We start from the raw sequence: 24,239 nt of genomic DNA, 5'->3' as shown, positions 1-24,239 counted from the left end.
ACTCTTTTTTTAATCTATCCAATTCATACTTTTATCAACAGCCTTTTTCCAATTGAGATAAAAATTTTTTCTATCCTCATCAATCATATTTGGATTCCACTCTTTATCCTTATTCCAATTTTTTTTAAGTTCTTCTTTTCCATTCCAAAAATTAACAGCTAATCCTGCAGCATAAGCTGCACCAAGAGCTGTTGTTTCTGAAACTTTTGGCTTTATTACTGGAACATTTAAAATATCAGATTGAAATTGCATTAATAAATCATTTACAACCATTCCACCATCAACTTTTAATGTTTTTATTTTAATTTTAGATTCATTTTCCATAGCATTTAAAACATCTTTGGTTTGATAAGCCGTCGCTTCAAGAGAAGCACGGGCTATATGATTTTTATTTACATATCTCGTCATTCCAACAATAGTACCTCTTGCATCATCTCTCCAATATGGAGCAAACAATCCAGAAAAAGCAGGAACAAAATAAATGCCACCATTATTTTCAACTTTATTCGCTAATTTTTCAATATCTGAAGATTTTTTTATTATACCAAGATTATCTCTAAGCCATTGAACTAAAGCTCCTGCAATTGCAACAGATCCTTCAAGACAATAAACAGCTTTTTCATTTTTTAATTTATAGCCAACAGTCGTAAGTAATCCATTATTACTAAAAACAGGTTTTTCACCAGTATTTAAAAGCATAAAACAGCCAGTACCATAAGTATTTTTCACATCACCCTTTTCAAAACATAACTGACCAAATAAAGCAGCTTGTTGATCCCCCAAATCTCCTGAAACAGGAACACCTTCTAATAATCCACTTGAAGTTCCATATATTTCAGATGAAGCTTTAATTTCAGGCAATATATTTTTTGGTATATCAAATATTTTTAGTAACTCTTCATCCCATTTGAGAGTATTGATATTCATTAAAAGTGTTCTTGAAGCATTAGTAACATCTGTAACGTGAATGCCACCATCAACTCCACCCGTTAAATTCCAAATTATCCAAGTATCTATGTTCCCAAATAAAACTTCTCCTTTTTTTATATCTTCTTTTATTCCTTTTACATTATTTAATATCCAATTTATTTTACTTGCAGAAAAATAAGTGTTTATAGGAAGTCCTGTTAATTTTTTTATTTTTTCTACGCTGTTTAAAGTTTTACAAAATTCTCTTGTTCTAACATCTTGCCAAACAATAGCATTATAATAAGGTTTTCCTGTTTTTTTATTCCATAAAATAGTAGTTTCTCTCTGGTTAGTTATTCCAACTGCTGCTAAATCATGCATAGTAATGCCAGCATTTGAAAGACCACCAACAATAACTTTTTGTGTTTTTTCCCAAATTTCCAAAGGATTATGTTCTACCCACCCAGATTCAGGATAAATTTGTTCATGTTCAAGTTGATCAACTCCAACAATTTCTCCCATCTTATTAAAAACAATAAATCTTGTACTCGTAGTTCCCTGATCAATAGCTCCAACATACTCTTTCAATTTTATTCCCCCTAAAAAATATTAACATTATAATAATACATTAAAAATTATTTTTTTTCAAGACCTTTAGCTTTTTAGCCAAAGAATAATTTTATTAAATGTCTTTTTTATATATGAAAAAAAACATTTCGTTCAAGTATTATATAAAAAATATTTAATTATGTATTAGTAAAAAAATGTGATATAATTATTAAAGTAAAAATTTGAGGAGGTTGATAAAAAATGGGAATAGGTAAATTTTTGCTAGAATTAACTAATTTATTTACCATTTATAGATGGAACAATAGGCCTGGTATAATTAGATTCACAGAAGCAGATAATGCATTTCATACAACAACATTAAGTTTATTTGCTATGAATGATTTAAATGCTGAAGATACTATAAACATGGTTCACAATAAAATTATAAAAGAAATTCCAAAAATAATTTTATCTGATGTTTCACTCGAAACAAAAAATAAAATAAAATCTATAAATCCAACTATATGGAATGATGTAATTAATGAATCTTATAAAGATTTAAATTTAATTTTAGATAATGAAAATTTGTCTAAAAAATTATTTATTGAAAAAAATATTAATGAAGAAATTAATAAAACAACTGATTTAGTTAAATTATTAGTATCAAAAAAAGAAGTGGAATTAAACGAAAGAGTATTTCCCGAATATTATTCATTACCAAAAAAAGAAATTGATGAGGAAATAAAAAAAATAAATACGAACTTTTCAAAAAAAGTTTTTTCCATTTCAGACTATTTATTAAATTCAACTATAAGATTAAATACTATGATTAGATGGAATAAAAACCATAGGAATGTTAGAAGTAGTGTATCTTCTCATTCATTTTATGTGTTAATAACAGCATATATACTTGCATTAAATAATGATGTGAATGGAGAATTATTAAAAGAAATAATGATTGCTTCTATACTTCATGATATACCAGAAGCTTTTACAGGAGATGTAATAACACCAACTAAAAGAAAAGTTAAAGGATTAGAATCTTTAATTGGTAAGGTTGAAGATACATTCGTAGATGAATGGTCAACATTAAATCCTAATATAAACGAAATAATGAAAAAGTATAAAAATTATATGTTAGAACCATTCAATAAAGAGTATGGACGTTATGTACGTTCTGCCGATTTATTAGCTGCTATGAATGAATGTGCAGCTGAAATAATAACAGGTAATCAAGATGATATTTTTAGAAAAGCTTTTTTTACATCTAAAAAAGAATTGAAAATTATATCTCCATATGATCTTTCGGATATTTTAGATGAAATAGAATACAATACCTTTAAATAAAAAAGATAGCCTTGGCTATCTTTTTTATCATTATATAATTTTTTTATTCTCTAATATATTTTTTACTTCCATCAGGCATTTTAAACTTTACAACTATACCTTTTGGTGGTTTTTCATACCCAGTATAAATTTTATGTATATTTTTTTCATTTATCCCATAGTTTAATCCTTCTTCTGAAATGTGTACTTCAAATGGTTCTTCCTTATAAACAAATACTGTTACTTCGGTTTCTTTCATAAGCAACACCTCCGTTAGAATAATTTTGTAGAATCAAGCATAAAAGTGACAGGTCCATCATTTACCAAACTAACTTTCATATCAGCTTGAAAAATCCCCGTCTCTACTTTTATATCATAATTATTTATTATATAATTTACAAATTTATCGTACATTTTCTTTGCTAATTCTGGTTTTGCAGATAAAGTAAATGAAGGTCTCTTTCCTTTTCTACAATCTCCATATAGTGTAAATTGAGAAATTATCAATAATTCTCCATTTATATCCAATAACGATTTATTCATTTTTTCTTGTTCATCTTCAAAAATTCTCAATCCCAATATTTTATCTGCCAACCATTTTATATCTTTTTCAGTATCTTCTGGAGAAATCCCTAATAATACTAAAATACCATTTTTTATACTTCCAACAGTCTTTTCATCAACAGCAACCGAAGCATTTAAAACTCTTTGAATAACTGCCCTCAAATTAAGCCCTCCTAACAGTATATACTCCATTTATTTCCATAATTTTATTTGTTATTCTTATAAGATGTTCTATATTTATTACCTTAATTCTTAGTTTAGTACTTATAACTTCTCCATGTTTAATTATTTCAAATTTTTCAATATATCCTTTTTCTTCTTTAATAACACTTCTAACTTTATTCATTGTATTTTTCTCAAAAATATCTATATTTAAAACAGCATTAAAAGATGTCGTTTCTTCATTACTCCAATGAACATCAACTTTTTTTTCTTCTTGTATTCCTCTAATATTTTTACAATTTATCCTATGAATTCCAATTCCTCTTTTACTTATTATTCCAATAATTTCATCACCCGGAACAGGTAAACAACATTTAGCAAAATAACTTTCTACACCATCAACACCATCTATTATTACAGAAGGTTTTTTTATTTTTTGTGAATTTCTTGGATTAATAATTTTTTTATCTTCTGATGGTTCAAATATTTTTCTAATATTTTTTATGCTCACATCTTCTAAAGCTATTTTTATATATAAATCTTCTTCATTTTTTATATTATACTTTAAATAAAATGTATCTTCATTTAAATATTCCAACATTTCTTCCATAGATAGATTTATTTTTTTTGCTAATTCTCTAAATTTGTTTTTACCTTTATCTATTAAATTTTTTTCATTTTTTTGTCTATAATACTTTTTAATTTTTGTTCGAGTTCTTGGAGATTTTGCATACTTTAACCAATCAATACTCGGACCTTGAAAATTTCTATTTATAATAATTTCTATAATTTCACCATTTTGAATTTTATAAGTCATTGGAACTATTTTTCCATTTATTTTAGCACCAGCAAAATGATTTCCCACATCTGTATGAATAGCATAAGCAAAATCTATTGGAGTTGCTCCTTTAGGTAAATGTATAATTTCTCCTCTTGGAGTAAAAACAAAAATTTCTGAAGATTCTAAACTATTTTCAATATCATTCATATCAAAAGCAGATTGAGCAATATCTTTATGCAATTCCATAAGATTGTTCAAAAATTTTATTTTTTTAGGACTAACTCCTTGCTTATATGCCCAATGAGCCGCTAATCCAAATTCTGCCTCTTCATGCATTTCAATATCTCTTATTTGAATTTCAAGCGGCTCTCCCCTATTAGTAATTACAGTTGTATGTAATGAACGATATCCATTAAATTTAGGAGTTGCTATATAATCTTTTATTCTTCCTGGTATAGGAGGCCAAATTGAATGAATTATTCCAAGAGTAGCATAACATTGATTAGCATTTTCTGTAATAACCCTTAAAGCTATAAAATCATATATTTCTTCAAAAGGTTTCCCTTTTCTTATCATCTTTTCCCAAATACTATAAAGATGTTTAGATCGCCCTACTACCTTTGCTTTTATTTTATGTTTTTCTAATTCTTTTTTTATATATTTTTTATACTCTTCAATACTTTCTTCTCTATCTGATAATTTATTTTTTATTTTATTTTCTAAATCTGTATATGTATCAGGATATAAATAATAAAAAGAAAGGTTTTCTAATTCTGCTTTTATTTTATGTATACCAAGCCTGTGTGCAATAGGTGCATAAATCCTCAATGTTTCTTGTGACTTTATTAATTGTTTTTTTCTTGGGACAAAGTTTAATGTTCTCATATTGTGAAGCCTATCAGATAATTTTACTATAATTACTCTTAAATCACTAGACATTGCCATAAGCATTTTCCTTATGGTTTCAATCTTTTCAATAGACTTCATATCTTTTTTATTTAATCTTTCATTTAACTTTAAATTACTTATCTTTGTAACTCCATCAACAATTTTTGCTACGTCTTCTCCAAATTTTGACTTTATTTTTTCTATTGGCACATCACAATCTTCAACAACATCATGTAATAATCCAGCTGCTAATGTATCTATATCCATTTTAAAATTAGCCAATATTTTAGATACAGCTTTGGGATGTTCAAAAAAGGGTTCACCAGAATCTCTCATTTGTCCTTCATGTGATTTTTCAGCCAATTCATATGCATCCATTAATTTTTTCATTTCTTTTTCAGTTAAATTTCTATTTAATATATCTTCAATTTCTTTTATATAATTTAAAATATCTGACAAAAAAATCACCTCAATGTATTTCTATATAATAATTATACCATATTTTCTTTATTAATTGTTATTTCAATATATGAAAAAACATTATCGTTCAAGTATTGTATAAAATAACCATTTCTATTATACGAATATAAAAAATAACGGTGTATATATTTATTGTAATATATACACCGTTATTGTATTTTCAATAAATTTTATTTTTTATACAATAATAAAGGTATTTCCATTTCTTCTTTACTAAGTCCTCCATGCATACCTGGAAGTTCTATACTAAACTTTCCTTCTTCATACCACCAAACGCTTTTATTTTCATACGGAAGTATAACTATATTTCCAACTCTTTCTAAAAATCTTTCAGAAACATTTCCAAAAAATTTTTCTTTTATCATATCACTTGTTTTAAAAACTTCAGCAGTATTGCTTAATTTTTCTTTTAATAAATCATATACTTCTTCTAAATTTTCATCTTTTATATATAAAAAAACATCTCTATAAGATCCGCATCTAATTATTGGTTTACCTTTTTTATTTACCTCAGTATAATTATTTAATTCTGGTATTTCGAGATTCAAATAATAAGGGGTTTCTAAATCAATATTTGCCATTCCATGATCTGCCGTAAATAAAAATAATGTTTCATTATTTTCTTTTATTTGTTTAAAATATCCTTCTAATACTTTAAAGAAATTTTTTATAACTTCTTTAACCTCTTCCGATTTTGGACCATATTTATGTGCTGTGTGATCTATATTTGAGTAATAAAAAAAATAATATCCTTTTTCATTACTATTTATACAATTCATTAAATTTTCCAACCCATCTTCTAAACTTTCATATGGTTCTTTTATAGCTCCTTTAAGCATAAAATCACTATATGCACCTGTACTTGTTTCAACACTTTGAAATATTCTTGATGTAACTCCCATTTTTTTTAGTTCAATAAATATATTTTTATTTGGATATAGTTTATCTGAAGGAATTCCCAAATCAATTAATTTTGTATCCCAATCTAATGCCAATGCATTCAAAAGAGGAGTTATTACTTCATCTGCTGTTGGATCATAATAATTCCATTCATAAACTCCACTTTCTCCAACTTGTAATGATGAATAAGCAGTTGTAACATGTGCTGATGTAGTTGAAGGAAATTGAGAGGTTAATTTTGATAACACTCCATTTTCTACCAATTCATTTAAAAAAGGAATTTTTTCTTTATTTTCATTTAAAAAATTCCATCCAAAAGCATCTAAAAATAAAAAAACTATTTTTTTATTTTTTTGGTCTATATTTCCAAAAATATCATTTGGTAAGGTTCTATTATTATTTATTCCAAAATTTTTCATAATAGTTCCTGGAATATTTGAAAAACAATAACTTTCATACATAGGTTTTATAAAATTATTTTTTATAATAGAACTTTCAACCGCTATTATAGAATTTTTATTTATCATTTACACACCTCCATTTTGTTTAGGAGTTAATTATACCACAAAAAATAATAAACCAACAAATGTTGGCTTATTATTTATATAAATTCTTTTAAATCTTTTATTAATTTTATAATTGCATAATAAATTACAAAAAATTCTAGTCTTCCAAGGTACATTCCAATTGTTTCTATCCATATTACTCCAAGTGGTGCAGTTGGTGAAGTTATTCCTACTGATAATCCAACTGCTGATAATGCAGAAGAATATTCAAACATAGAATCTTGTAAATTATATCCATATCCTAAAAGAGTAAATACTCCTATAAAAAATATCAAAAAATACATAAATATTACTGCTATTACATCTTTAAATGTGCTTTCATTAATGAACTTTTTTGATACTCCTTTATACACTTCAACATGAAATTTAGTACCTTGTGGTTTAAAAAAATTTAATATTTGAAGTTTTATTACTTTTATAATTACATACACTCTGTAAAGTTTTAATCCACCTGAGGTTGAATCCATCATTCCACCAAGAATCATAAGTATTATCATAACTAAAATTCCAAATGGATTCCATTTTAAAAAGCTAACTGTTGAAAACCCTGTTCCAGTAAGAGCTGATATTGCTTGAAATGCTGAATGTCTTAATCCATTTCCAACTCCATATAAAGACTTACCCATAAATAAAAATATCAGTATTATCGATATAAAAAGTAAAAAATACATCGTTTTTGGTTCAGGATTTTTTAAATATGGCTCAGATGAAATTCTATCTTTTAATTTTAATTTTGAAATTTTTTTTGATTTATAATCTTTAATGTTTTTATAAAAATTTTTTGTCATCAATAAAAAAGCATAATGAACCCCAAAACCAGTTCCACCAGCTATCATTAAAATCATTATTATTATGTCCATAGATAAATTATTAAATGCTCCAACACTTGCATTTTTAGTAGAAAATCCGCCTGTTGCTAAAGCTGTCAATGTATGATTAAAAGCTTCAAAAAATGGTAATTTTGAAATAAGCATTAATAAAACTATTCCTAAAATTGCCCATGAAACATAAATTAAAGTTATAATTTTTGCAGATCCTCTTAAGTTTGGAACTATATTATCGGTTCTTCCTTCTGCTTGATACAATCCTACCCCTGTACTTCCCGCAACTATTACCATAATAAGGGCAAAACCTGCTCCACCAATATATTGCATTATACTTCTCCAAAGTAAAAAAGTTTTTGGTATAATCTCAACATTTGAAATCATTGTAAGACCTGTTGTCGTCCATCCACTTGTTGATTCAAATATTGCTTGATGTATATTAAGCATTCCATAATAAACAAAAGGTAAAGATGAAAAAAATATTGAAAATGTCCATACAAAAAAAATTATCATAACTGCATCTTGAACATTTATTATTTTTGATTTTTCACCAATACTAAATAACATTAAAATTAATCCAAAACCAGCTGTAGTAATTGTTGTCATAAAAAAAGAATTAAAGGTTTTAAAATCTCCATAAAAAATTGATATACTTCCAACTAAAAAAATTAATAAAGAAAGAGCAAATAGCATTGAAGCTGTATTTTTTAATATCGTTTTATACCTTAATTTTAAATAATATTTATAATCAGACACATGATCACCTCTTACTTTAAAGCGTCTTTAACTTTTTGTACCTGTTCTTTTATAGAAAAAACTATTAATTTATCTTCTTCTTCAATTATTGTATTACCTTGTGGTACCATAATTTCACCATTTTTCTTTATTATAACTCCAACTATACTATTTTCTGGTGGTCTTAATTCTTTAAGTGGTTTATTGCATGATTTATCATTTTTAGAAATAGTCATTTCTAAAATAGATAGTTTATCAACATAAGGATTGAAAAAATCTGTTATATCTTCATATTTTAATGTAGATTCAATCACTTTTTCCATCCATAATGTAGGCAATATATTTATTATATTTATATCATCAAAAACAAACTTATTTTCAACGTGATTTACAAGCGATAATATTTTTAATGTATCATATTTTTGCCTTAATATCCAAGAAATAACAAAATTTTGTGCATCATCTTCTGAAAGAAGAATAACTGCCCCTATGTCTTTAGTCATTTCAAAATTATCTATCCAATTTATATCTGTTGGATCATGTTGTATTAATTCTAGTGATGAATGATACACTTTTAATCCATCTAATATTTCAATACTTTCAGGATTTTTAGAAACATAATAAACACTATTTCCTAATAATAATAATTTTTTTGCCAAAGCATAGGCTAGAGTTTTTCCTTCAAAAATATAAAATATTTTTTTTCTCATAATTCATCAGCCCCTTTAAAATCTGCAAATATTTGATTTGCAGAATTTTCAATTGGGCAAAAAAGTTCTAGCTTAGCTCTTTGAAATAAATCTTTTTTCATTGGATCATTAACTCTTGCAACTATTCTTAAATCTTCCTTATTTATTTCCTTTTTAATCATTTTAATTCCATAGGCCAACATAAAATTAAGGTTATCATCTGGTGTTACTATATAAACTATATCTGCCTTATCTAATTTAGCTTTTTTTAATGCATCCATATCATTAGTATCAACTGTCATAGTAAAACCTGTAAAATTTTTATTTACAAGTCTTGAAAAAGCTTTTTCATTTTTATCTATAACAACGACACTATGATTTTGTGAAAACTTCACTGCCAATTCAGATCCAAGCCTTCCACAACCAATTACTATTATATATTTTGATTTCATTTTTCACCTCAATTTTTCAATGCTTCTGAAGCTTTATAATGTTTTATAGATAATGTTTTAATTCCTTTTTTTTCATATAATTTACCTAATAAATAATGAGTTTCATATCTTGATGGATTTTCTCCCAATAATTTACCTAATCTATTTTCTAATTTATAATATTCAATTTCATTTTCTACATTAAAATTATCAATTTCTTTTTCAATATCTCTAATTTTTGATTCAAATGATGTTCCTCTATAAATAGATTTATGCACAACTTCATAAAATTCATCTGGAGTAATAGGTTTTTCAATCCAATCACTTACACCATACTTTAAAGCTTTTTTTAATTTTTCTATATTTACATCATTACTCATTATATATACACAAACTCTCGGGAACATACTTTTTATGTCCCCGAGTTTTTCTATTATTTCAACGCCTTCAATAGATGATTCAGAAATAATTAAAGATATTTTATTTTTAAAGTTGTTAGTGTTATCAAAAAAATTTGATATTTCCTTATTATTTTTCAATATTTTTATTGAATATTCATCATTTAATATATTCATTAACATTTTTTTATATAAATTTATGATTGATTCATTTTCTTCTATTATTAATATATCTACATGTTCTGAATTCATATTTTCACCTACAATACGTATTCTCTTAAATTTTCATCCTTAACTATATCTCCTAATTTTGCTTTAACATATTCTGAATTAACTACTACTTTCCATGCTGTTGATGATGGAGCTTCATATGAAACTTCTTCTAAAACTTTTTCAACAACTGTATATAATCTTCTAGCTCCTATATTTTCAACTTTTTCATTTAATTCAAAAGAAATTTTGGCAATTTCTTTTATTCCATCTTCTGAAAATTCAAGTTCAACATCATCTGTTAAAAGTAAAGCTTTGTACTGTTTTATTATTGCATTTTCTGGTTCAACCAAAATCTTAATAAAATCATCTTCTGTTAAGTCTTGTAATTCTACTCTTACTGGAAATCTTCCCTGTAATTCTGGTATTAAATCAGATGGTTTTGCCATATGAAATGCACCTGCAGCAATAAATAATATATAATCTGTTTTAACTTGACCATACTTAGTCATTACATTAGTACCTTCAACAATTGGTAATAAATCTCTCTGAACTCCTTCACGTGACACATCAGGTCCTGCGCCACTACCTTTTGCTGTTATTTTATCTATTTCATCTATAAATATTATTCCTCTGCTTTGAGCCCTTTCAATGCCTTCTTGTATCATTTTTTCTTTATCTATCAATTTTTCCGCTTCTATTGGTTGTAATATTTTTCTTGCTTCTGAAACTTTCATCTTTCTTTTTTTCTTTTTCTTTGGCATTAAATTTGAAAACATTTCACCAATTTGCATTCCCATGTCTTCAAATTCTGATCCCATTCCTGCAAACATTGGTGTTGAATCTTCTTCCAATTCAATTTCTATTTCTATATTTTCTAATTCACCCTTTTTTAACTGTTCATAAATTTCTTCTCTTCTTCTTTTTATTTCTGGTTCTTCAATAGTTTCTTTTTTTTGATTTTGATAATTTCCTTGTTGATTAAACATTTGAAACATTTCCATAAAATTAGCATTTGAATTTTGCTTTTTTGATGCAGGAACTAAAGCTTCCACAATTCTTTGTTCAACCATTTTTTTTGCTAATTCTTCAACTTTTTCCATCATTTCAGTTCTAACAAGATTAACTGAAACATCCATTAATTCTTTTATCATACTTTCCACATTTTTACCAACATACCCAACCTCTGTAAATCTTGTAGCTTCAACCTTTATAAATGGAGCTTTTGCAATTTGAGCCAGTCTTCTTGCTATTTCGGTTTTACCTACTCCAGTTGGTCCTATCATTAATATATTTTTAGGTATCACTTCTTTTCTCATATTTTCTTCTAATTTCAATCTTCTAATTCTGTTTCTCAATGCTATTGAAACTTGTTTTTTTGCTATATTTTGTCCTATAATATATTTATTTAATTGTGCTACTATTTCTTTTGGTGTTAATTTATCCAAAACCATTTTTTCACCTCCGATATTTATAACAATTTTACCATAAATAAACTTAAAAAAAAAGTGCGGAATACTTACCGCACTATTTGTAGTATTTTAAACTTCGTGCACTTTTATTAGATTAGTTGTTCCAGCAAATCCATATGGAATTCCTGCAGTAACAATTATCTTATCTCCTTTTTTATTTAAATTCAATGATTTTACAATATTAGAAACATTTTCCAACATTGAATCAGTATCTATAAATTTTGTCATTATAACAGGAGTTACTCCCCAAACAAGAGCCATTCTATTAAATGTTTCTTCTCTTGGTGAGGCTGCAATAATATTTAAATCTTTTCTAAATCTAGAAAGAGCTCTTACTGTATATCCTCTATATGTTGTCGCAACAATTGTATGTATATTTAATTCAATTGCCATTTCAACTGCAGATTTTGTTATTGCATTAGTTACTTCATCTTTTCCCTCAGTAGTAACAAAATTAAACATTCTAGAATATTTCCAAAGATATTTTTCTGTTTCAATTGCAATATTTGACATTACTTTTACTGCCTCTAAAGGATGCTTACCAACAGATGTTTCGGCTGAAAGCATGACCGCATCAGTTCCATCCATTATTGCATTTGCAATATCTGTTGCTTCTGCTCTTGTGGGAACTGGATTTTCTATCATCGTTTCAAGCATCTGTGTTGCAGTAATTACTGGTTTACTTTTTGCATTTGCCATAGAAATAATTCTTTTTTGAACAACGGGAACTTGTTGAACTGGTATTTCAACCCCAAGATCACCTCTTGCAACCATTACACCATCTGCTGCATCAATTATTTCTTCTAAATTATCCAATGCTTGTAGAGTCTCTATTTTCGCTATTACTGGCATATCAGGTGCTCCTAATTTTGCAAGAATTTCTTTTGTTTCTCTTATATCATCTGCTTTTCTTACAAAAGATTGAGCCATATAATCTACATTCCATTTTACTCCATATTCAATATAAGACTTATCTTTTTCTGTTAATCCTGGAAGTTGTATATCTACTCCTGGAACATTTATTCCTCTTCTATGAGTTACAATACCTCCATTTATTATTTTTGTTCTTATTTGTATTCCATTAGATTCTATAACTTCAAGTTTAACTTTCCCATCATTTAAAAGTATTAAATCTCCACTTTTAACATCTTCTGGAAGTCTTTTATAAGTTAAACCAACTATCGTTTCATCACCTACTATATCTTCTGAAGTTAAAATAAATTCATTTCCTTCAATTAATTCAACTTCATCTGTTTTAAAGTTAGTAGTTCTCATTTTTGGACCTTCAAGATCCAAAAGAATTGCAATTGGTATTCCTTTTGCCTTTCTGATTTTTTGAACTCTTTGAACTCTTGTAAAGTGTTCTTCGGGATCTCCATGAGATGTATTGAGTCTGGCAACATTCATACCAATATCCATTAATTCACCAAGAATTTCTTCGCTTTCTGTTACAGGTCCAAGTGTACAAACTATTCTTGTTTTTTTCAAAGTTATCACTCCTTCCAGAGTTTTAATGTTATATCTACATAAATTATACATCAATAATTAGTTAAAACCAAATTAATTTATGACAAAATCTTAGCTAGTTTTAATATTTCCATATCTAATTCTTTTTTTTCAGAAAGAACCGATTCAATAGGTACTCTTATCATATTACTTCTTGAAAGAGCTATCATAACTCCATACTCTCCTTCAACAATTGATTTAATAGCTTCATATCCCATTCTAGAAGCTAATATCCTATCAAAAGCACTTGGAGATCCACCTCTTACTATATGTCCAAGTATAGTTATTCTTGTTTCAAAACCTATTCTGTTTTCTAAATGTCTTGCAACTGTATAAGCACTTGCTGCACCCTCAGCAACAACTATTATGCTATTAACCTTACCTCTTTGCCTTTCTTCCCATATTCTTTCTGCTATTGCTTTAAAATCAACAGGTGTTTCTGGAATTATAACTGCTTCAGCACCAACTGAAAGAGCTGACATTAGTGCTATATATCCAGATCCTCTTCCCATAACTTCAACAATAAATGCTCTTTCATGAGAAGAAGCTGTATCTTTTAATTTTTGCATAGCTTCAATAGTTGTATTTAAACAAGTATCTACTCCAATGCACATGTCCGTTTGTGGAATATCATTATCTATTGAACCAGGTATCCCCACAACAGGTATATCTTGTTCTTCCATTAAAAGTTTTGCTCCAGTTAAACTTCCTTCTCCTCCAATAACAACTAATGCTTCAATTTTTAATTCCCTTAAAATATCAGCCGCTTCTTTTCTAACTTCTGGAAGTTTAAACTCTAGAACTCTCGCTGTTCTTAATATTGTTCCTCCTTTTTCCATTATTCCACCAACATCAGAAAATTTTAAAACTTTGTATTCTTTATCTAAAATTCCTGCATACCCTCTTAAAAAAGCATATACCTCTATACCTTTTGACTCTGCAGTTCTAACAACAGATCTAATAGCCGCATTCATTCCTGGAGCATCGCCACCACTAGTTATTAACCCTATTCTTTTTATTTCTTTCATAACTGCCTCCTAAAGTTTGTATATCCCCGAATATTTTTATTTATATCCATTTATTAAAATAAATTCTAATTATATTATATCACTTATTGTAATATATTTTTTTATAATTAAATTAAGTTTTTTTACATTTGAAATTAATTTGTATTAAAGTTAATATTTTAAATTAATACAAATTAAAGATTTTTATTTATATTTTGTAACGTTTTAAATTCAAATTATTTTTCATGATATAATTGGAATAACAACTTATGTTAATAAATCATATTTCTAATCATCTAAATACTATAAAATAATTCAAATAAATAATTAATGAAAGGAGGAGTGCTTATGTTTAAAACAAGAGAGCAAATAGTCGAAACTTTAAAAAGAAACAAAATACACCCTACGCCAAATAGAGTTTTAATTGCAGAAATTATTTTAAATGCAACTAACCATCCATCTACTGATGAAATACACCTTACTTTAACGAAAAGAGGAAAAAATATCTCTTTTACATCCGTTTATAATATAATTAAAGTTTTACAAAAAGCTAATTTAATAAAGGAATTAAAATATTCCGAAAGAAGTCGATTTGATCCAAACTTAAAACCACATTCTCATTTTATTTGTGAGATATGCGGAAAAGTTTATGATGTAGATGGCGAACAAAATATTTCTGTTCCAAATGAAATAATGGGTATGAAGGTAAATGAAGTAGAAGTCATCTATAGAGGAATTTGTAATAATTGTAAATCTAATTAAATACTTAAAATATTAAAAGCAGGCTTAGCCTGCTTTTAATATTTTACTTTAATATCTTTATTTGCTTTTAATTCATCTAATCTCCTTACAGGAGTTGTAAAAGGTGCATTGTGTAATTTTTCTGGAGTATTTTTTGCTTCATCTACTATTTTTAACATTACTTCAATTACTTCGTCTAAAGTTTCTTTACTTTCTGTTTCTGTTGGCTCAAACATCATTGCTTCCTTTACAATTAAAGGAAAATAAATTGTTGATGGATGAATTCCATAATCAAGCATTCTTTTGGCAAAATCTGTAGTTTTTAATCCATATTCCTTTAAAAAGGTTCCTTCAACAACAAATTCATGTTTACATATTTCATCATAAGCCATTTTCATTGAATTCATAAGTTTTACACGCATATAATTAGCATTTAAAACTGCATATTCACTTGATTTTTTTAGACCATCACTACCCATTGTTGAAATGTATGTATATGCTCTTACTAAAACAAGAAAGTTTCCATATAAACTTCTAACTCTTCCAATACTTTTTGGAATATCATAGTTTAATTCATATAATCCATTCTCATTTTTTTCAACTATTGGCTTTGGTAAGTAATCTTTTAAATATTCTTTTACACCAACTGGACCACTTCCCGGTCCACCCATGCCGTGTGGAGTTGAAAAAGTTTTATGTAAATTCATATGAACAACATCAAATCCCATATCTCCAGGTCTTACCATTCCCATTATTGCATTTAAATTTGCTCCATCATAGTACAATAAAGCTCCATGTTCATGAGCAAGTTTTGCTATTTCAAGAATATCAGATTCAAATAATCCTACTGTATTAGGATTTGTAAGCATTATTGCTGCAACATCATCGTCCATTAATTTTTTATATTCTTCAATATCAACTCTACCTTTATCTGTTGACTTAACTTCAACAGCTTTAAAACCAGCCATAGTTGCTGATGCTGGATTGGTTCCATGTGCTGAATCTGGAACAATTACCTTTGTTTTGTGTGTTAAACCTTTATCTTCTATATATTTCCTAATTATGAGCATACCCGTTAACTCACCATGTGCTCCAGCAGCAGGTTGCAATGTAACTGCATCCATTCCAGTTATTTCACCAAGACTTTTTTGAAGATTGTACATCAATTCTAAAGCGCCTTGAGCATCTTTTTCTTCAACATAAGGATGTAAATTAACAAAGCCACTCAAAGATGCCATTTCTTCATTTATAAAAGGGTTATATTTCATTGTACAAGATCCTAATGGATAAAATCCTCTATCAATAGAATGGTTTATTTTTTCAAGACTTTCAAAGTGTCTAACAACATCCATTTCAAAAACTTCTGGAAGTTCTGCCTTTTCTTGTCTAAGAAGATTTTTTGGAAGTTCTTGCTTTGGTACGTCTAATCTTGGTAATCTAAAACCTTTTCTTCCTTTAGTACTTTTTTCAAATATCAACTTCATATTAATCCCTCCACAAATGATACGAGGTAATCGATATCTTCTTTTGTAGTTAATTCTGTTGCACAAAATAATGCGTAATTTTCTTTTTCTTTATAAAATTTAGTTAAGTGTAATGGTCCTATCATTTTTTCTTCAAATAATTTTTTATTTAACTCATCAACTGGTATTTTTGATTTAACAACAAATTCATTAAAAAATTCTCCACTAAATGCCATTTCAAATTTTTCTGTTTCAATCAATTTTTTAGCTAAATAATGAGCTTTATGATAGTTTTGTTCTGAAACTTCTGAAAAACCTTCTTTTCCCATAATTGTCATATAAATAGAAGCCAACAATGTATTATGTGCATGATTAGAACAAATATTGGAGGTAGCTTTTGCTCTTCTTATATGTTGTTCTCTTGTTTGCAAAATCATTGCAAATGCTCTTTTACCATCTTCATCGACTGTTTCACCAATAATTCTTCCTGGCATCTTTCTAACATCTTTTTTATTAACAGCAAAAAATCCAAATGAAGGTCCTCCAAATGCCATTGGATTACCAAGAGGTTGCCCATCTCCAACAACTATATCTGCACCTAATTTACCTGGTGCTTCTAAAATACCTAATGCCATCGGATTAGCAACTACTATAAGCATAACTTTTTGAGGTAATATTTCCTTTATTTTCTTTATATTTTCTATTACTCCATAAAAATTTGGATATCCTATTATAACTGAATTTATATCATCGTTTAATTTACTTTTTAAATCATTTATATCAATTTTTCCACTATCTGTATGTTTTATAGTTTCTATTGAAAACCCTTGAGGTTCAACATAAGTTTTAGCAACTTCCATATATTCAGGATGAATAGTTTCTGCAATTAATGTTTTATTCTTTTTATTAACCCTTGCAGACATTAAAATTGCTTCTGCCATTGCTGAAGCACCGTCATACATTGAAGCATTAGAAACTTCCATTCCAGTAAGTTCTGCTATCATTGTTTGAAATTCAAACATCATCTGTAATGTCCCTTGAGAAACTTCTGCTTGATATGGTGTATAAGCTGTTAAAAAACTTCTTTTACCTGCTATTTGAGGTACTAATGATGGAATATAATGATTATAAACACCTGCACCTCTAAACATACCATATTCAGAAATATCTGCATTCAATGAAGCCATTTCTTTTATTTCTCTTTTTACTTCTATTTCTGATTTTGATTTTGGTATATTTAGTTCTTCTTTATATAATTGTGGAACATCTTTATATAATTCTTCTAAAGAATCAACACCAATTGTTTTTAACATTTCTTTTATTTCTTCTTCTGTATGAGGAAGATATGAAAAATTAGACATTATTTTTTCACCCCTATCATTTTTTCTTAGATTTTACACTACCTCTATAAAATGGTGTTTTTATTACTTGTGCTTTTACTCTTTTATTTCTAACTTCTATTTCTATTTCTGTTCCAACCTTTGTAAAACCTTTTTTCAAATATCCTAAAGCTAAATTTCTATCTGTTGAAATAGATTTTGAACCACTTGTTATATATCCAATTTCTTCATCTCCAGAATAAATTTTATAATTATGTCTTGCTGGAACTTTAGACAAAATCTCTATTCCTTTTAATCTTCTTGGTAATCCTTCTTCTTTCATTTTTAAAATAGGTTCTTTTCCAATAAATTCTTTATTTAAGTCAACAGCCCATTTTAATCCTGCTTCAAGTGGTGTCGTTTCATCATTAATATCATTGCCATAAAGCATATAAACAGCTTCAAATCTTAATGTATCTCTACATCCAAGACCAGCTGGACCTCCATTAACTTCTTTTGCAAGTTTCATTAATTCTTGCCATACTTTTGAAGTGTATTCTGCAGGTAAGTATATTTCAAATCCATCTTCTCCAGTATACCCCGTTCTTGAAACTATTGACTTTATTCCTGCAACATCAGCTTCAACAAATGTATAAAATCCCATTTCAGTTAATGGAGCATTTGTTATATTCATTAAAAGCTCTTCGGCTTTTGGTCCTTGAAAAGCAATTTGCCCATATTCTTTTGAAAGATTTTTTACTTCAACATCAAAATCTTTTGATTGCTTTAAGATCCAATTAAAATCTTTTTCTGTATTTGATGCATTAACAACTAAAAATATATATTCTTCTGAAAATTTATATGCAAGTAAATCATCTACAATTCCACCATTTTCATTACACATAGGAGAATAAACAATATCGCCTGTATTTATTACTTCAACATTATTTGTTATTAAGTAATCAACAAATTTTCTTGCTTCTTTACCTTTTACTTCTATTTCACCCATATGAGAAACATCAAATATTCCAACACTTTCTCTTACCATCTTATGTTCTTGAATCAACGAAGTATACCATACTGGCATATCCCAACCACCAAATTCTATCATTTTAGCTCCAGCCTTAATATGTTCTTCATGTAAAGGCGTCATTTTTAATTCAGACATTTTGATCCTCCTTTTTATTTGAAATTTCTAAATCATTTAATATTTTTTTTGCTTGTTCAAAAAATTTTTCATTAATATATAAATCTTTTCTAATACCATATCCCATATATTCAGAGCCAATCATACTTGTTGACTTTATAATTGGATTTATTCCCTCATTTTCAAGAATTTGTTTAATCATTTCTGCCTTAAAAAATTCTACATTTTCTATTAATTTTTTCATTTAAAAATCACCCCAGCATATTATAACACTACACATGAAAATTTTTTCAATTTTAAAAATACTTTTTTTTTCTTTAAAAAAAGTATTTAAAGTCAACTAAATGGAAAATACTTTATTTTTCATATTTTTTACTATTTTTTAAATTTCAAAAGTGTTTTATAAAGTGATACATTCATAAGCCAATTTAATTTTTTCATAAACATTATTCCATATAGATATTCTTTCCCTTCATCATAACCTTTTCTTACTACCTTACTTTCATAATTTTTTATATTATATCCACTTCCTAAATTAAAATTTATCAATATTTTTTCATTTATTTTTAAATTTTTTTTAGATCTAATATATAAACCACCAACGCTAAAATCAATTGAAAGAAAGTAATTTCTATCTGGATTATGAAATTTTTCAAACTCTTCTTTTAAATAAAAAAAAACATTTTGACAAACATCAACTCTTATATCTGCTCTTCTTTTTACTCTATAAACTTTTGGAGGTATTTTAAAAAATATTAATGTTTTATCTTCAACTTTTTTTATTTCGTGTATCTGTGTTTTAAACAAAAAAACAGATAATTTTGAATAAAATCTCATCTTACTATACTCACTAACTTTATATGTACTCAAATCTTCGTCAGAAAATATAATTTCATAGTCTGTATTACTATTAAAATTTTCAGATTTACCTTTATAAACTCCACTATACATAACTCCATTTATTTCAAATTCAACTTTCATGTTTTTATACAATATATCTTTTGATACTATTTTTTTTAAAAAATCATACATAAAAATCACCTCCATTACACATTTAACATTATACAATATTTTAACCTTTTTGTAAAATTAATGAATTATAGCACAATTTTTTTTGTTAATTGTATTAAACTGAATAATGTATAATATATATAATAAAAATTGAAAGGGGTTTTAAAATGCTTCAAGTAGGATTAGTAGGATTACCTAATGTAGGTAAATCAACTTTGTTCAATGCACTTTCCAAAAAAATGGTTCCTTCTGATAATTATCCATTCTGTACAATAGAGCCTAATATTGCCATAGTTGAGTATGAAGATGAAAGAGTTGATTATATATCAAAAATTTATAATTCACAAAAAACTGTAAAACCATCTATAGAATTTGTTGATATTGCTGGTCTTGTAAAAGGTGCAAGTAAGGGTGAAGGACTTGGTAATAAATTTTTAGATAATATAAGTAAAGTTGATGCAATAGCGCATATAGTTAGAGCTTTTGATGATGATAATATTTCTCATGTATCTGGAACAATAGATCCAATATTTGATGCAGAAGTTGTAGACCTTGAATTAATTCAAAAAGATATTGATACAATAGATAAAAGATATGAAAAAACATTTAAATTAGCAAGAACTGGAAATAAAGATGCAAAATATGAATGTAGTTTACTGGAAGATTTAAAAAAACACTTAGAAACTTCAAACCCTTCTAGAACATTCAAAGAAACCAGAACGGATAAAGACATTGAAATTATAAAATCACTATTTTTAATAACTGAAAAACCTGTAATTTATGTAGCAAATGTAGACGAAGAAGGCTTAACAAAAGATAATGAATATGTAATAAAATTAAAAGAATATGCAAAAAATAAAAATGCAAATTTTTATAAAATTTCTGCAAAATTAGAAATGGATTTAATAGAATTAGATGATGAAGAAAAAGAAATTTTTATGGAAGAATTTAATATAAAAGGTAATTTAATAGATAATTTTGTAAAATTGTGTAAAGATACATTAAATTTAATAACTTTTATAACTGGAACAGAAAACGAATCAAAATCTTGGAATGTTTTAAAAGGTATCACAGCTTATGATGCAGCTGGAAAAATCCATACAGATATACAATCTGGTTTTATAAAAGCAGAAGTAATAAATTTTGAAGAGTTAAAAAGCATAGGTAGTTTTAAAGATGCAAAAGAAAAAGGAAAAGTATCCATAGAAGGAAAAGATTATGTATTAAAAGAAGGAGACTGTGTATACTTTCATTTTCATGTGTGAGGTAGATAATTATGAATGTTTTAGGTTTAATTGTAGAATACAATCCATTTCATAACGGACATTTGTATCACCTTAATTCAGCAAAAAAAATTGTATCTCCAGATTATACTGTTGCCGTAATGAGTGGCAACTTTGTTCAAAGAGGAGAACCAGCCATAATAAATAAATTTTCAAGAACAGAAACAGCCTTAAATATGGGAATTGATATTGTTTTTGAATTACCTTTTGTATATGCAACACAAAGTGCTGGAACATTTGCAAATGGTTCTATTGGAGTTCTTGAAAGAACAAACGTAGTTACTGATATAGTTTTTGGAAGCGAATCTTCAAATATTGAGTATTTAAAAAAAATATCCAATGTATTAATTACTCAAAAAAAAGAATATACTAATTTACTAAAATATTATTTAAAAAAAGGATTAAGCTTTCCAAATGCTAGAAAAGAAGCATTAAAAAAGTTTTTTGATAATGATACTGATATTGAAAAAATAGTTGAAAAATCCAATGATATATTGGGAATTGAATATTTAAATAATTTAAATTATTATAATTCAAAAATTATACCTCATACTATTCAAAGACACGGTTCTGACTATAATGATTCTGAATTCAAAGGAAAATTATCCAGTGCTACTGCAATAAGAAAGTTAATATTTGAAAATAAAATCTCTAAAATAGAAAACTCAGTTCCTAAAAAAACTTTAGAAATATTAAAAAGAGAAATAAGTAAAGGGAATGGACCAATAAATCTTGAAAAAATGAGGGAAATAATTCTTTACAAATTAAGGTTATCAGAAAGAGAAGATATTACAGATATTTTAGATATAAAAGAAGGATTAGATAAACGTTTTATTGAATACTCTAAAAGGAGTAAGGATATAAATGATTTATTGAAAAAAGTAAAATCTAAAAGATTTACATATACCAGAGTAAAAAGAAGTATGCTAAATATTTTATTTGATTTAAAGGATTATGAATACAAAAAATATGCTGAATATGGTCCACAATACTTAAGAGTATTAGGTTTTAATAAAAAAGGACAAAAATTATTAAATATTATAAAGAAAAAATCTAAATATCCAATAATAACGACTCCTTCTCAATATTATCAAATATATAAAAAACTTATAAAAGATTTAAAAAATGAAGATAAAAAATACGATAGCATTCCAGAAATATTTTTAGAACAAATAAAGTATGATTTTAAAGCTTCAAATATCTATTCTCTTTTATACCAAAATAAAATATCTTCTTCTTATGAAGAAGATATGATAAAAAAAGTTATTATGCTTTAAATATAATTAATAAAATATGATACTTCATAAAATCGAAGTATCATATTTTATATTTACTTTATTTCTGAAAGTAAGAGTAATTTGGAGACTCCTTTGTAATTGATATATCATGTGGATGACTTTCTTGCATACTTGCTGGAGTTATTTTTATAAATTCTGAATTTTCTCTTAATTTTTCTATGGTTTCAGCTCCATTATAACCCATTCCAGCTTTTAATCCACCAAGTAATTGATAAATTATATCCTTTACTCCACCTTTATAAGGAACCATTCCTTCAACACCTTCTGGAACTAATTTTTCAGATTCTTCAATTTCTGATTGAAAATATCTATCTTTACTTCCTTTTTCCATTGCACCTATTGAGCCCATTCCTCTATATGTTTTAAACTTTCTACCTCCATATATTATGGTTTCACCTGGTGCTTCATCAGTTCCTGCAAATATACTTCCAATCATTACAGATTTTGCACCTGCAACTAATGCTTTTACAATATCTCCAGAATATCTTATACCTCCATCAGCAATAACTGGTATATTATGTTCTTTAGCAATTTCAAAAACATCCATTATTGCTGTCAGCTGTGGTACACCAATTCCAGCAATTATTCTTGTAGTACATATTGAACCTGGTCCAATTCCAACTTTTATTGCATCAGCTCCAGCTTCTATTAAATCCTTTGCTGCTTTTTTCGTTGCTATATTTCCTGCCATTATAGGTATATTTGGATATTCATTTTTTATTTTCTTTAATGTTTCAATAATATTTTTAGAATGTCCATGTGCTGAGTCTAAAACTAAAAAATCTACATCTTCTTGAATTAATGCCCTCGATCTTTCAAGACCATCCGAAATTCCTATTGCTCCACCAACAACTAATCTTCCTTTTGAATCTCTAGTTGCATTTGGATGTTCTATAACCGCCATTACATCTTTTATTGTTATTAATCCTTCTATTTTCCCATTTTCATCAACAATTGGAAGTTTTTCGATTTTATTTTCATGAAGTATCTCTTTTGCTTTTTTTAATCCTATGTGAGTTCCTGCAACTATTAATTTTTTATACGGTGTCATTAATTCTTTAACTAATTTTTTTGAGTTTCTTTCAAATCTTATATCTCTATTAGTTAATATTCCAAGTAATTTTCCTTTTTTATCTACAACTGGAAACCCACCAATTTTATATTCTTTCATTAATTTTTCTGCTTCATATACCTTTGTATTTGGTGAAATTGTAATAGGATCAAAAATAACTCCATTTTCTGCTCTTTTTACCTTTGCAACTTGATGAGCTTGCCTTTCTATTGACATATTTTTATGTATTATTCCAACGCCACCTTCTCTTGCCATTGCTTTTGCCATTTCTGACTCTGTTACTGTATCCATAGCCGCTGAAATAAAAGGTACCTTAATTTTTATATTCTTTATCAAATTTGTAGTAGTGTTCACCTTTGTTGGAACAATTTCACTATATTGTGGCACTAATAAAACATCATCAAAGGTTAAAGCTTCTCTCATTAATTTCACCTCCATTATTTTTACTTCTATTTTATTACTTATTATAAGTTTTATATTTACAATAATAAAAAGAGTTTATTACAAT

General features: G+C 26.9%; 22 protein-coding genes. 4 read left to right on the top strand and 18 right to left on the bottom strand.

Translation table 11 applies throughout. The features are described 5' to 3' along the window. Positions 1 to 9: 9 nt before the first annotated feature. Positions 10 to 1,497, bottom strand: coding sequence for a glycerol kinase GlpK (glpK, locus tag IGS63_RS07740; RefSeq protein WP_190613879.1), 1,488 nt, complete (start codon positions 1,495 to 1,497; stop codon positions 10 to 12). A 222-nt stretch (positions 1,498 to 1,719) separates the two neighbouring features. Between glpK and IGS63_RS07735 the strand changes: the two genes are divergently transcribed. Then, the gene (locus tag IGS63_RS07735) at positions 1,720 to 2,805 is read left to right on the top strand and encodes an HD domain-containing protein (RefSeq protein WP_190613878.1); all 1,086 of its coding nucleotides are present in this window, start codon (positions 1,720 to 1,722) and stop codon (positions 2,803 to 2,805) included. A 43-nt stretch (positions 2,806 to 2,848) separates the two neighbouring features. Here IGS63_RS07735 and IGS63_RS07730 read toward each other — a convergent pair whose 3' ends face one another. The 11 genes from IGS63_RS07730 to pfkA form a co-directional block, all read right to left on the bottom strand. Beyond that, complete coding sequence (locus IGS63_RS07730) at positions 2,849 to 3,043, bottom strand: hypothetical protein (RefSeq protein WP_190613876.1); 195 nt, start codon at positions 3,041 to 3,043, stop codon at positions 2,849 to 2,851. Between the two features lie 14 nt (positions 3,044 to 3,057). Continuing rightward, positions 3,058 to 3,510 carry a D-aminoacyl-tRNA deacylase gene (dtd, locus tag IGS63_RS07725; RefSeq protein WP_190613874.1) on the bottom strand — a complete coding sequence of 151 codons (453 nt, stop codon included), beginning with the start codon at positions 3,508 to 3,510 and terminating at the stop codon, positions 3,058 to 3,060. Position 3,511: 1 nt separating this feature from the next. Continuing rightward, the gene (locus IGS63_RS07720) at positions 3,512 to 5,647 is read right to left on the bottom strand and encodes a RelA/SpoT family protein (RefSeq protein ID WP_476756225.1); all 2,136 of its coding nucleotides are present in this window, start codon (positions 5,645 to 5,647) and stop codon (positions 3,512 to 3,514) included. Positions 5,648 to 5,829: 182 nt separating this feature from the next. Next, positions 5,830 to 7,086: an alkaline phosphatase family protein gene (locus tag IGS63_RS07715; RefSeq protein ID WP_190613872.1), complete on the bottom strand. Its 1,257-nt coding sequence runs from the start codon at positions 7,084 to 7,086 to the stop codon at positions 5,830 to 5,832. Positions 7,087 to 7,160: 74 nt separating this feature from the next. Next, positions 7,161 to 8,705 (bottom strand): TrkH family potassium uptake protein, encoded by a 1,545-nt coding sequence (locus IGS63_RS07710; RefSeq protein WP_232521170.1) that lies wholly within the window; start codon positions 8,703 to 8,705, stop codon positions 7,161 to 7,163. A gap of 11 nt (positions 8,706 to 8,716) precedes the next feature. Continuing rightward, the gene (locus IGS63_RS07705) at positions 8,717 to 9,394 is read right to left on the bottom strand and encodes a TrkA C-terminal domain-containing protein (protein ID WP_190613870.1); all 678 of its coding nucleotides are present in this window, start codon (positions 9,392 to 9,394) and stop codon (positions 8,717 to 8,719) included. Further along, the gene (locus IGS63_RS07700; RefSeq protein WP_190613868.1) at positions 9,391 to 9,825 is read right to left on the bottom strand and encodes an NAD(P)-binding protein; all 435 of its coding nucleotides are present in this window, start codon (positions 9,823 to 9,825) and stop codon (positions 9,391 to 9,393) included. Before IGS63_RS07700 ends, IGS63_RS07705 begins: the two co-directional genes overlap by 4 nt. Positions 9,826 to 9,833: 8 nt before the next feature. Continuing rightward, positions 9,834 to 10,454 carry a response regulator gene (locus tag IGS63_RS07695; RefSeq protein WP_190613867.1) on the bottom strand — a complete coding sequence of 207 codons (621 nt, stop codon included), beginning with the start codon at positions 10,452 to 10,454 and terminating at the stop codon, positions 9,834 to 9,836. 8 nt (positions 10,455 to 10,462) lie between these two features. Then, positions 10,463 to 11,866, bottom strand: coding sequence for an ATP-dependent protease ATPase subunit HslU (gene hslU, locus IGS63_RS07690; RefSeq protein WP_190613863.1), 1,404 nt, complete (start codon positions 11,864 to 11,866; stop codon positions 10,463 to 10,465). Between the two features lie 87 nt (positions 11,867 to 11,953). After that, positions 11,954 to 13,381 carry a pyruvate kinase gene (gene pyk / locus IGS63_RS07685; RefSeq protein WP_232521169.1) on the bottom strand — a complete coding sequence of 476 codons (1,428 nt, stop codon included), beginning with the start codon at positions 13,379 to 13,381 and terminating at the stop codon, positions 11,954 to 11,956. 68 nt (positions 13,382 to 13,449) lie between these two features. Beyond that, the gene (gene pfkA / locus IGS63_RS07680; RefSeq protein WP_190616142.1) at positions 13,450 to 14,409 is read right to left on the bottom strand and encodes a 6-phosphofructokinase; all 960 of its coding nucleotides are present in this window, start codon (positions 14,407 to 14,409) and stop codon (positions 13,450 to 13,452) included. A 336-nt stretch (positions 14,410 to 14,745) separates the two neighbouring features. On the opposite strand from pfkA, the gene IGS63_RS07675 reads away from it, so the two are divergent. Continuing rightward, positions 14,746 to 15,159, top strand: a complete 414-nt coding sequence (locus tag IGS63_RS07675; protein ID WP_190613860.1) for a Fur family transcriptional regulator — start codon at positions 14,746 to 14,748, stop codon at positions 15,157 to 15,159. A gap of 35 nt (positions 15,160 to 15,194) precedes the next feature. On the opposite strand, the gene gcvPB is transcribed toward IGS63_RS07675, so the two are convergent. From gcvPB to IGS63_RS07650, 5 genes are all read right to left on the bottom strand, one after another. After that, positions 15,195 to 16,622, bottom strand: coding sequence for an aminomethyl-transferring glycine dehydrogenase subunit GcvPB (gene gcvPB, locus IGS63_RS07670; protein WP_190613858.1), 1,428 nt, complete (start codon positions 16,620 to 16,622; stop codon positions 15,195 to 15,197). Further along, positions 16,619 to 17,962, bottom strand: coding sequence for an aminomethyl-transferring glycine dehydrogenase subunit GcvPA (gene gcvPA, locus IGS63_RS07665; RefSeq protein WP_190613856.1), 1,344 nt, complete (start codon positions 17,960 to 17,962; stop codon positions 16,619 to 16,621). The genes gcvPB and gcvPA overlap by 4 nt, the downstream gene beginning before the upstream one ends. A 16-nt stretch (positions 17,963 to 17,978) precedes the next feature. After that, on the bottom strand, positions 17,979 to 19,088 hold the full coding sequence (gene gcvT / locus IGS63_RS07660) for a glycine cleavage system aminomethyltransferase GcvT (protein ID WP_190613854.1): 1,110 nt from the start codon (positions 19,086 to 19,088) through the stop codon (positions 17,979 to 17,981). After that, positions 19,081 to 19,311 carry a putative signal transducing protein gene (locus IGS63_RS07655; RefSeq protein WP_190613853.1) on the bottom strand — a complete coding sequence of 77 codons (231 nt, stop codon included), beginning with the start codon at positions 19,309 to 19,311 and terminating at the stop codon, positions 19,081 to 19,083. Before IGS63_RS07655 ends, gcvT begins: the two co-directional genes overlap by 8 nt. 131 nt (positions 19,312 to 19,442) lie before the next feature. Further along, on the bottom strand, positions 19,443 to 20,099 hold the full coding sequence (locus IGS63_RS07650; protein WP_190613851.1) for a PilZ domain-containing protein: 657 nt from the start codon (positions 20,097 to 20,099) through the stop codon (positions 19,443 to 19,445). A gap of 146 nt (positions 20,100 to 20,245) precedes the next feature. Here IGS63_RS07650 and ychF point away from each other — a divergent pair, with 146 nt between their 5' ends. Together ychF and IGS63_RS07640 are read left to right on the top strand one after the other, a co-directional pair. Then, positions 20,246 to 21,343 (top strand): redox-regulated ATPase YchF, encoded by a 1,098-nt coding sequence (gene ychF, locus IGS63_RS07645; protein ID WP_190613849.1) that lies wholly within the window; start codon positions 20,246 to 20,248, stop codon positions 21,341 to 21,343. Positions 21,344 to 21,354: 11 nt separating this feature from the next. Continuing rightward, positions 21,355 to 22,638 carry a nucleotidyltransferase gene (locus IGS63_RS07640; RefSeq protein ID WP_190613847.1) on the top strand — a complete coding sequence of 428 codons (1,284 nt, stop codon included), beginning with the start codon at positions 21,355 to 21,357 and terminating at the stop codon, positions 22,636 to 22,638. Between the two features lie 58 nt (positions 22,639 to 22,696). On the opposite strand, the gene guaB is transcribed toward IGS63_RS07640, so the two are convergent. Then, a complete protein-coding gene (guaB, locus tag IGS63_RS07635) occupies positions 22,697 to 24,154 on the bottom strand; it encodes an IMP dehydrogenase (protein ID WP_190613845.1) in 1,458 nt (485 codons plus the stop codon). Between the last annotated feature and the right edge of the window lie 85 nt (positions 24,155 to 24,239).

This window comes from Tepiditoga spiralis (assembly GCF_014701195.1).
Classification (GTDB): Bacteria; Thermotogota; Thermotogae; order Petrotogales; family Petrotogaceae; genus Tepiditoga; species Tepiditoga spiralis.
Note: the sequence above shows the minus strand (reverse complement) of the source record. Positions and strands in the feature narration are given on the sequence as shown.

Bases quoted from the DNA above. Each gene is read 5' to 3' on its own strand.
- IGS63_RS07655 (WP_190613853.1), bottom strand. From the start codon at position 19,311: ATGAAAAAATTAATAGAAAATGTAGAATTTTTTAAGGCAGAAATGATT.
- IGS63_RS07715 (WP_190613872.1), bottom strand. From the start codon at position 7,086: ATGATAAATAAAAATTCTATAATAGCGGTTGAAAGTTCTATTATAAAA.
- gcvT (WP_190613854.1), bottom strand. From the start codon at position 19,088: ATGTCTGAATTAAAAATGACGCCTTTACATGAAGAACATATTAAGGCT.
- IGS63_RS07700 (WP_190613868.1), bottom strand. From the start codon at position 9,825: ATGAAATCAAAATATATAATAGTAATTGGTTGTGGAAGGCTTGGATCT.
- IGS63_RS07705 (WP_190613870.1), bottom strand. From the start codon at position 9,394: ATGAGAAAAAAAATATTTTATATTTTTGAAGGAAAAACTCTAGCCTAT.
- IGS63_RS07675 (WP_190613860.1), top strand. From the start codon at position 14,746: ATGTTTAAAACAAGAGAGCAAATAGTCGAAACTTTAAAAAGAAACAAA.
- IGS63_RS07735 (WP_190613878.1), top strand. From the start codon at position 1,720: ATGGGAATAGGTAAATTTTTGCTAGAATTAACTAATTTATTTACCATT.
- gcvPB (WP_190613858.1), bottom strand. From the start codon at position 16,622: ATGAAGTTGATATTTGAAAAAAGTACTAAAGGAAGAAAAGGTTTTAGA.
- IGS63_RS07640 (WP_190613847.1), top strand. From the start codon at position 21,355: ATGAATGTTTTAGGTTTAATTGTAGAATACAATCCATTTCATAACGGA.
- hslU (WP_190613863.1), bottom strand. From the start codon at position 11,866: ATGGTTTTGGATAAATTAACACCAAAAGAAATAGTAGCACAATTAAAT.
- guaB (WP_190613845.1), bottom strand. From the start codon at position 24,154: ATGAGAGAAGCTTTAACCTTTGATGATGTTTTATTAGTGCCACAATAT.
- IGS63_RS07695 (WP_190613867.1), bottom strand. From the start codon at position 10,454: ATGAATTCAGAACATGTAGATATATTAATAATAGAAGAAAATGAATCA.
- ychF (WP_190613849.1), top strand. From the start codon at position 20,246: ATGCTTCAAGTAGGATTAGTAGGATTACCTAATGTAGGTAAATCAACT.
- gcvPA (WP_190613856.1), bottom strand. From the start codon at position 17,962: ATGTCTAATTTTTCATATCTTCCTCATACAGAAGAAGAAATAAAAGAA.
- IGS63_RS07650 (WP_190613851.1), bottom strand. From the start codon at position 20,099: ATGTATGATTTTTTAAAAAAAATAGTATCAAAAGATATATTGTATAAA.
- IGS63_RS07730 (WP_190613876.1), bottom strand. From the start codon at position 3,043: ATGAAAGAAACCGAAGTAACAGTATTTGTTTATAAGGAAGAACCATTT.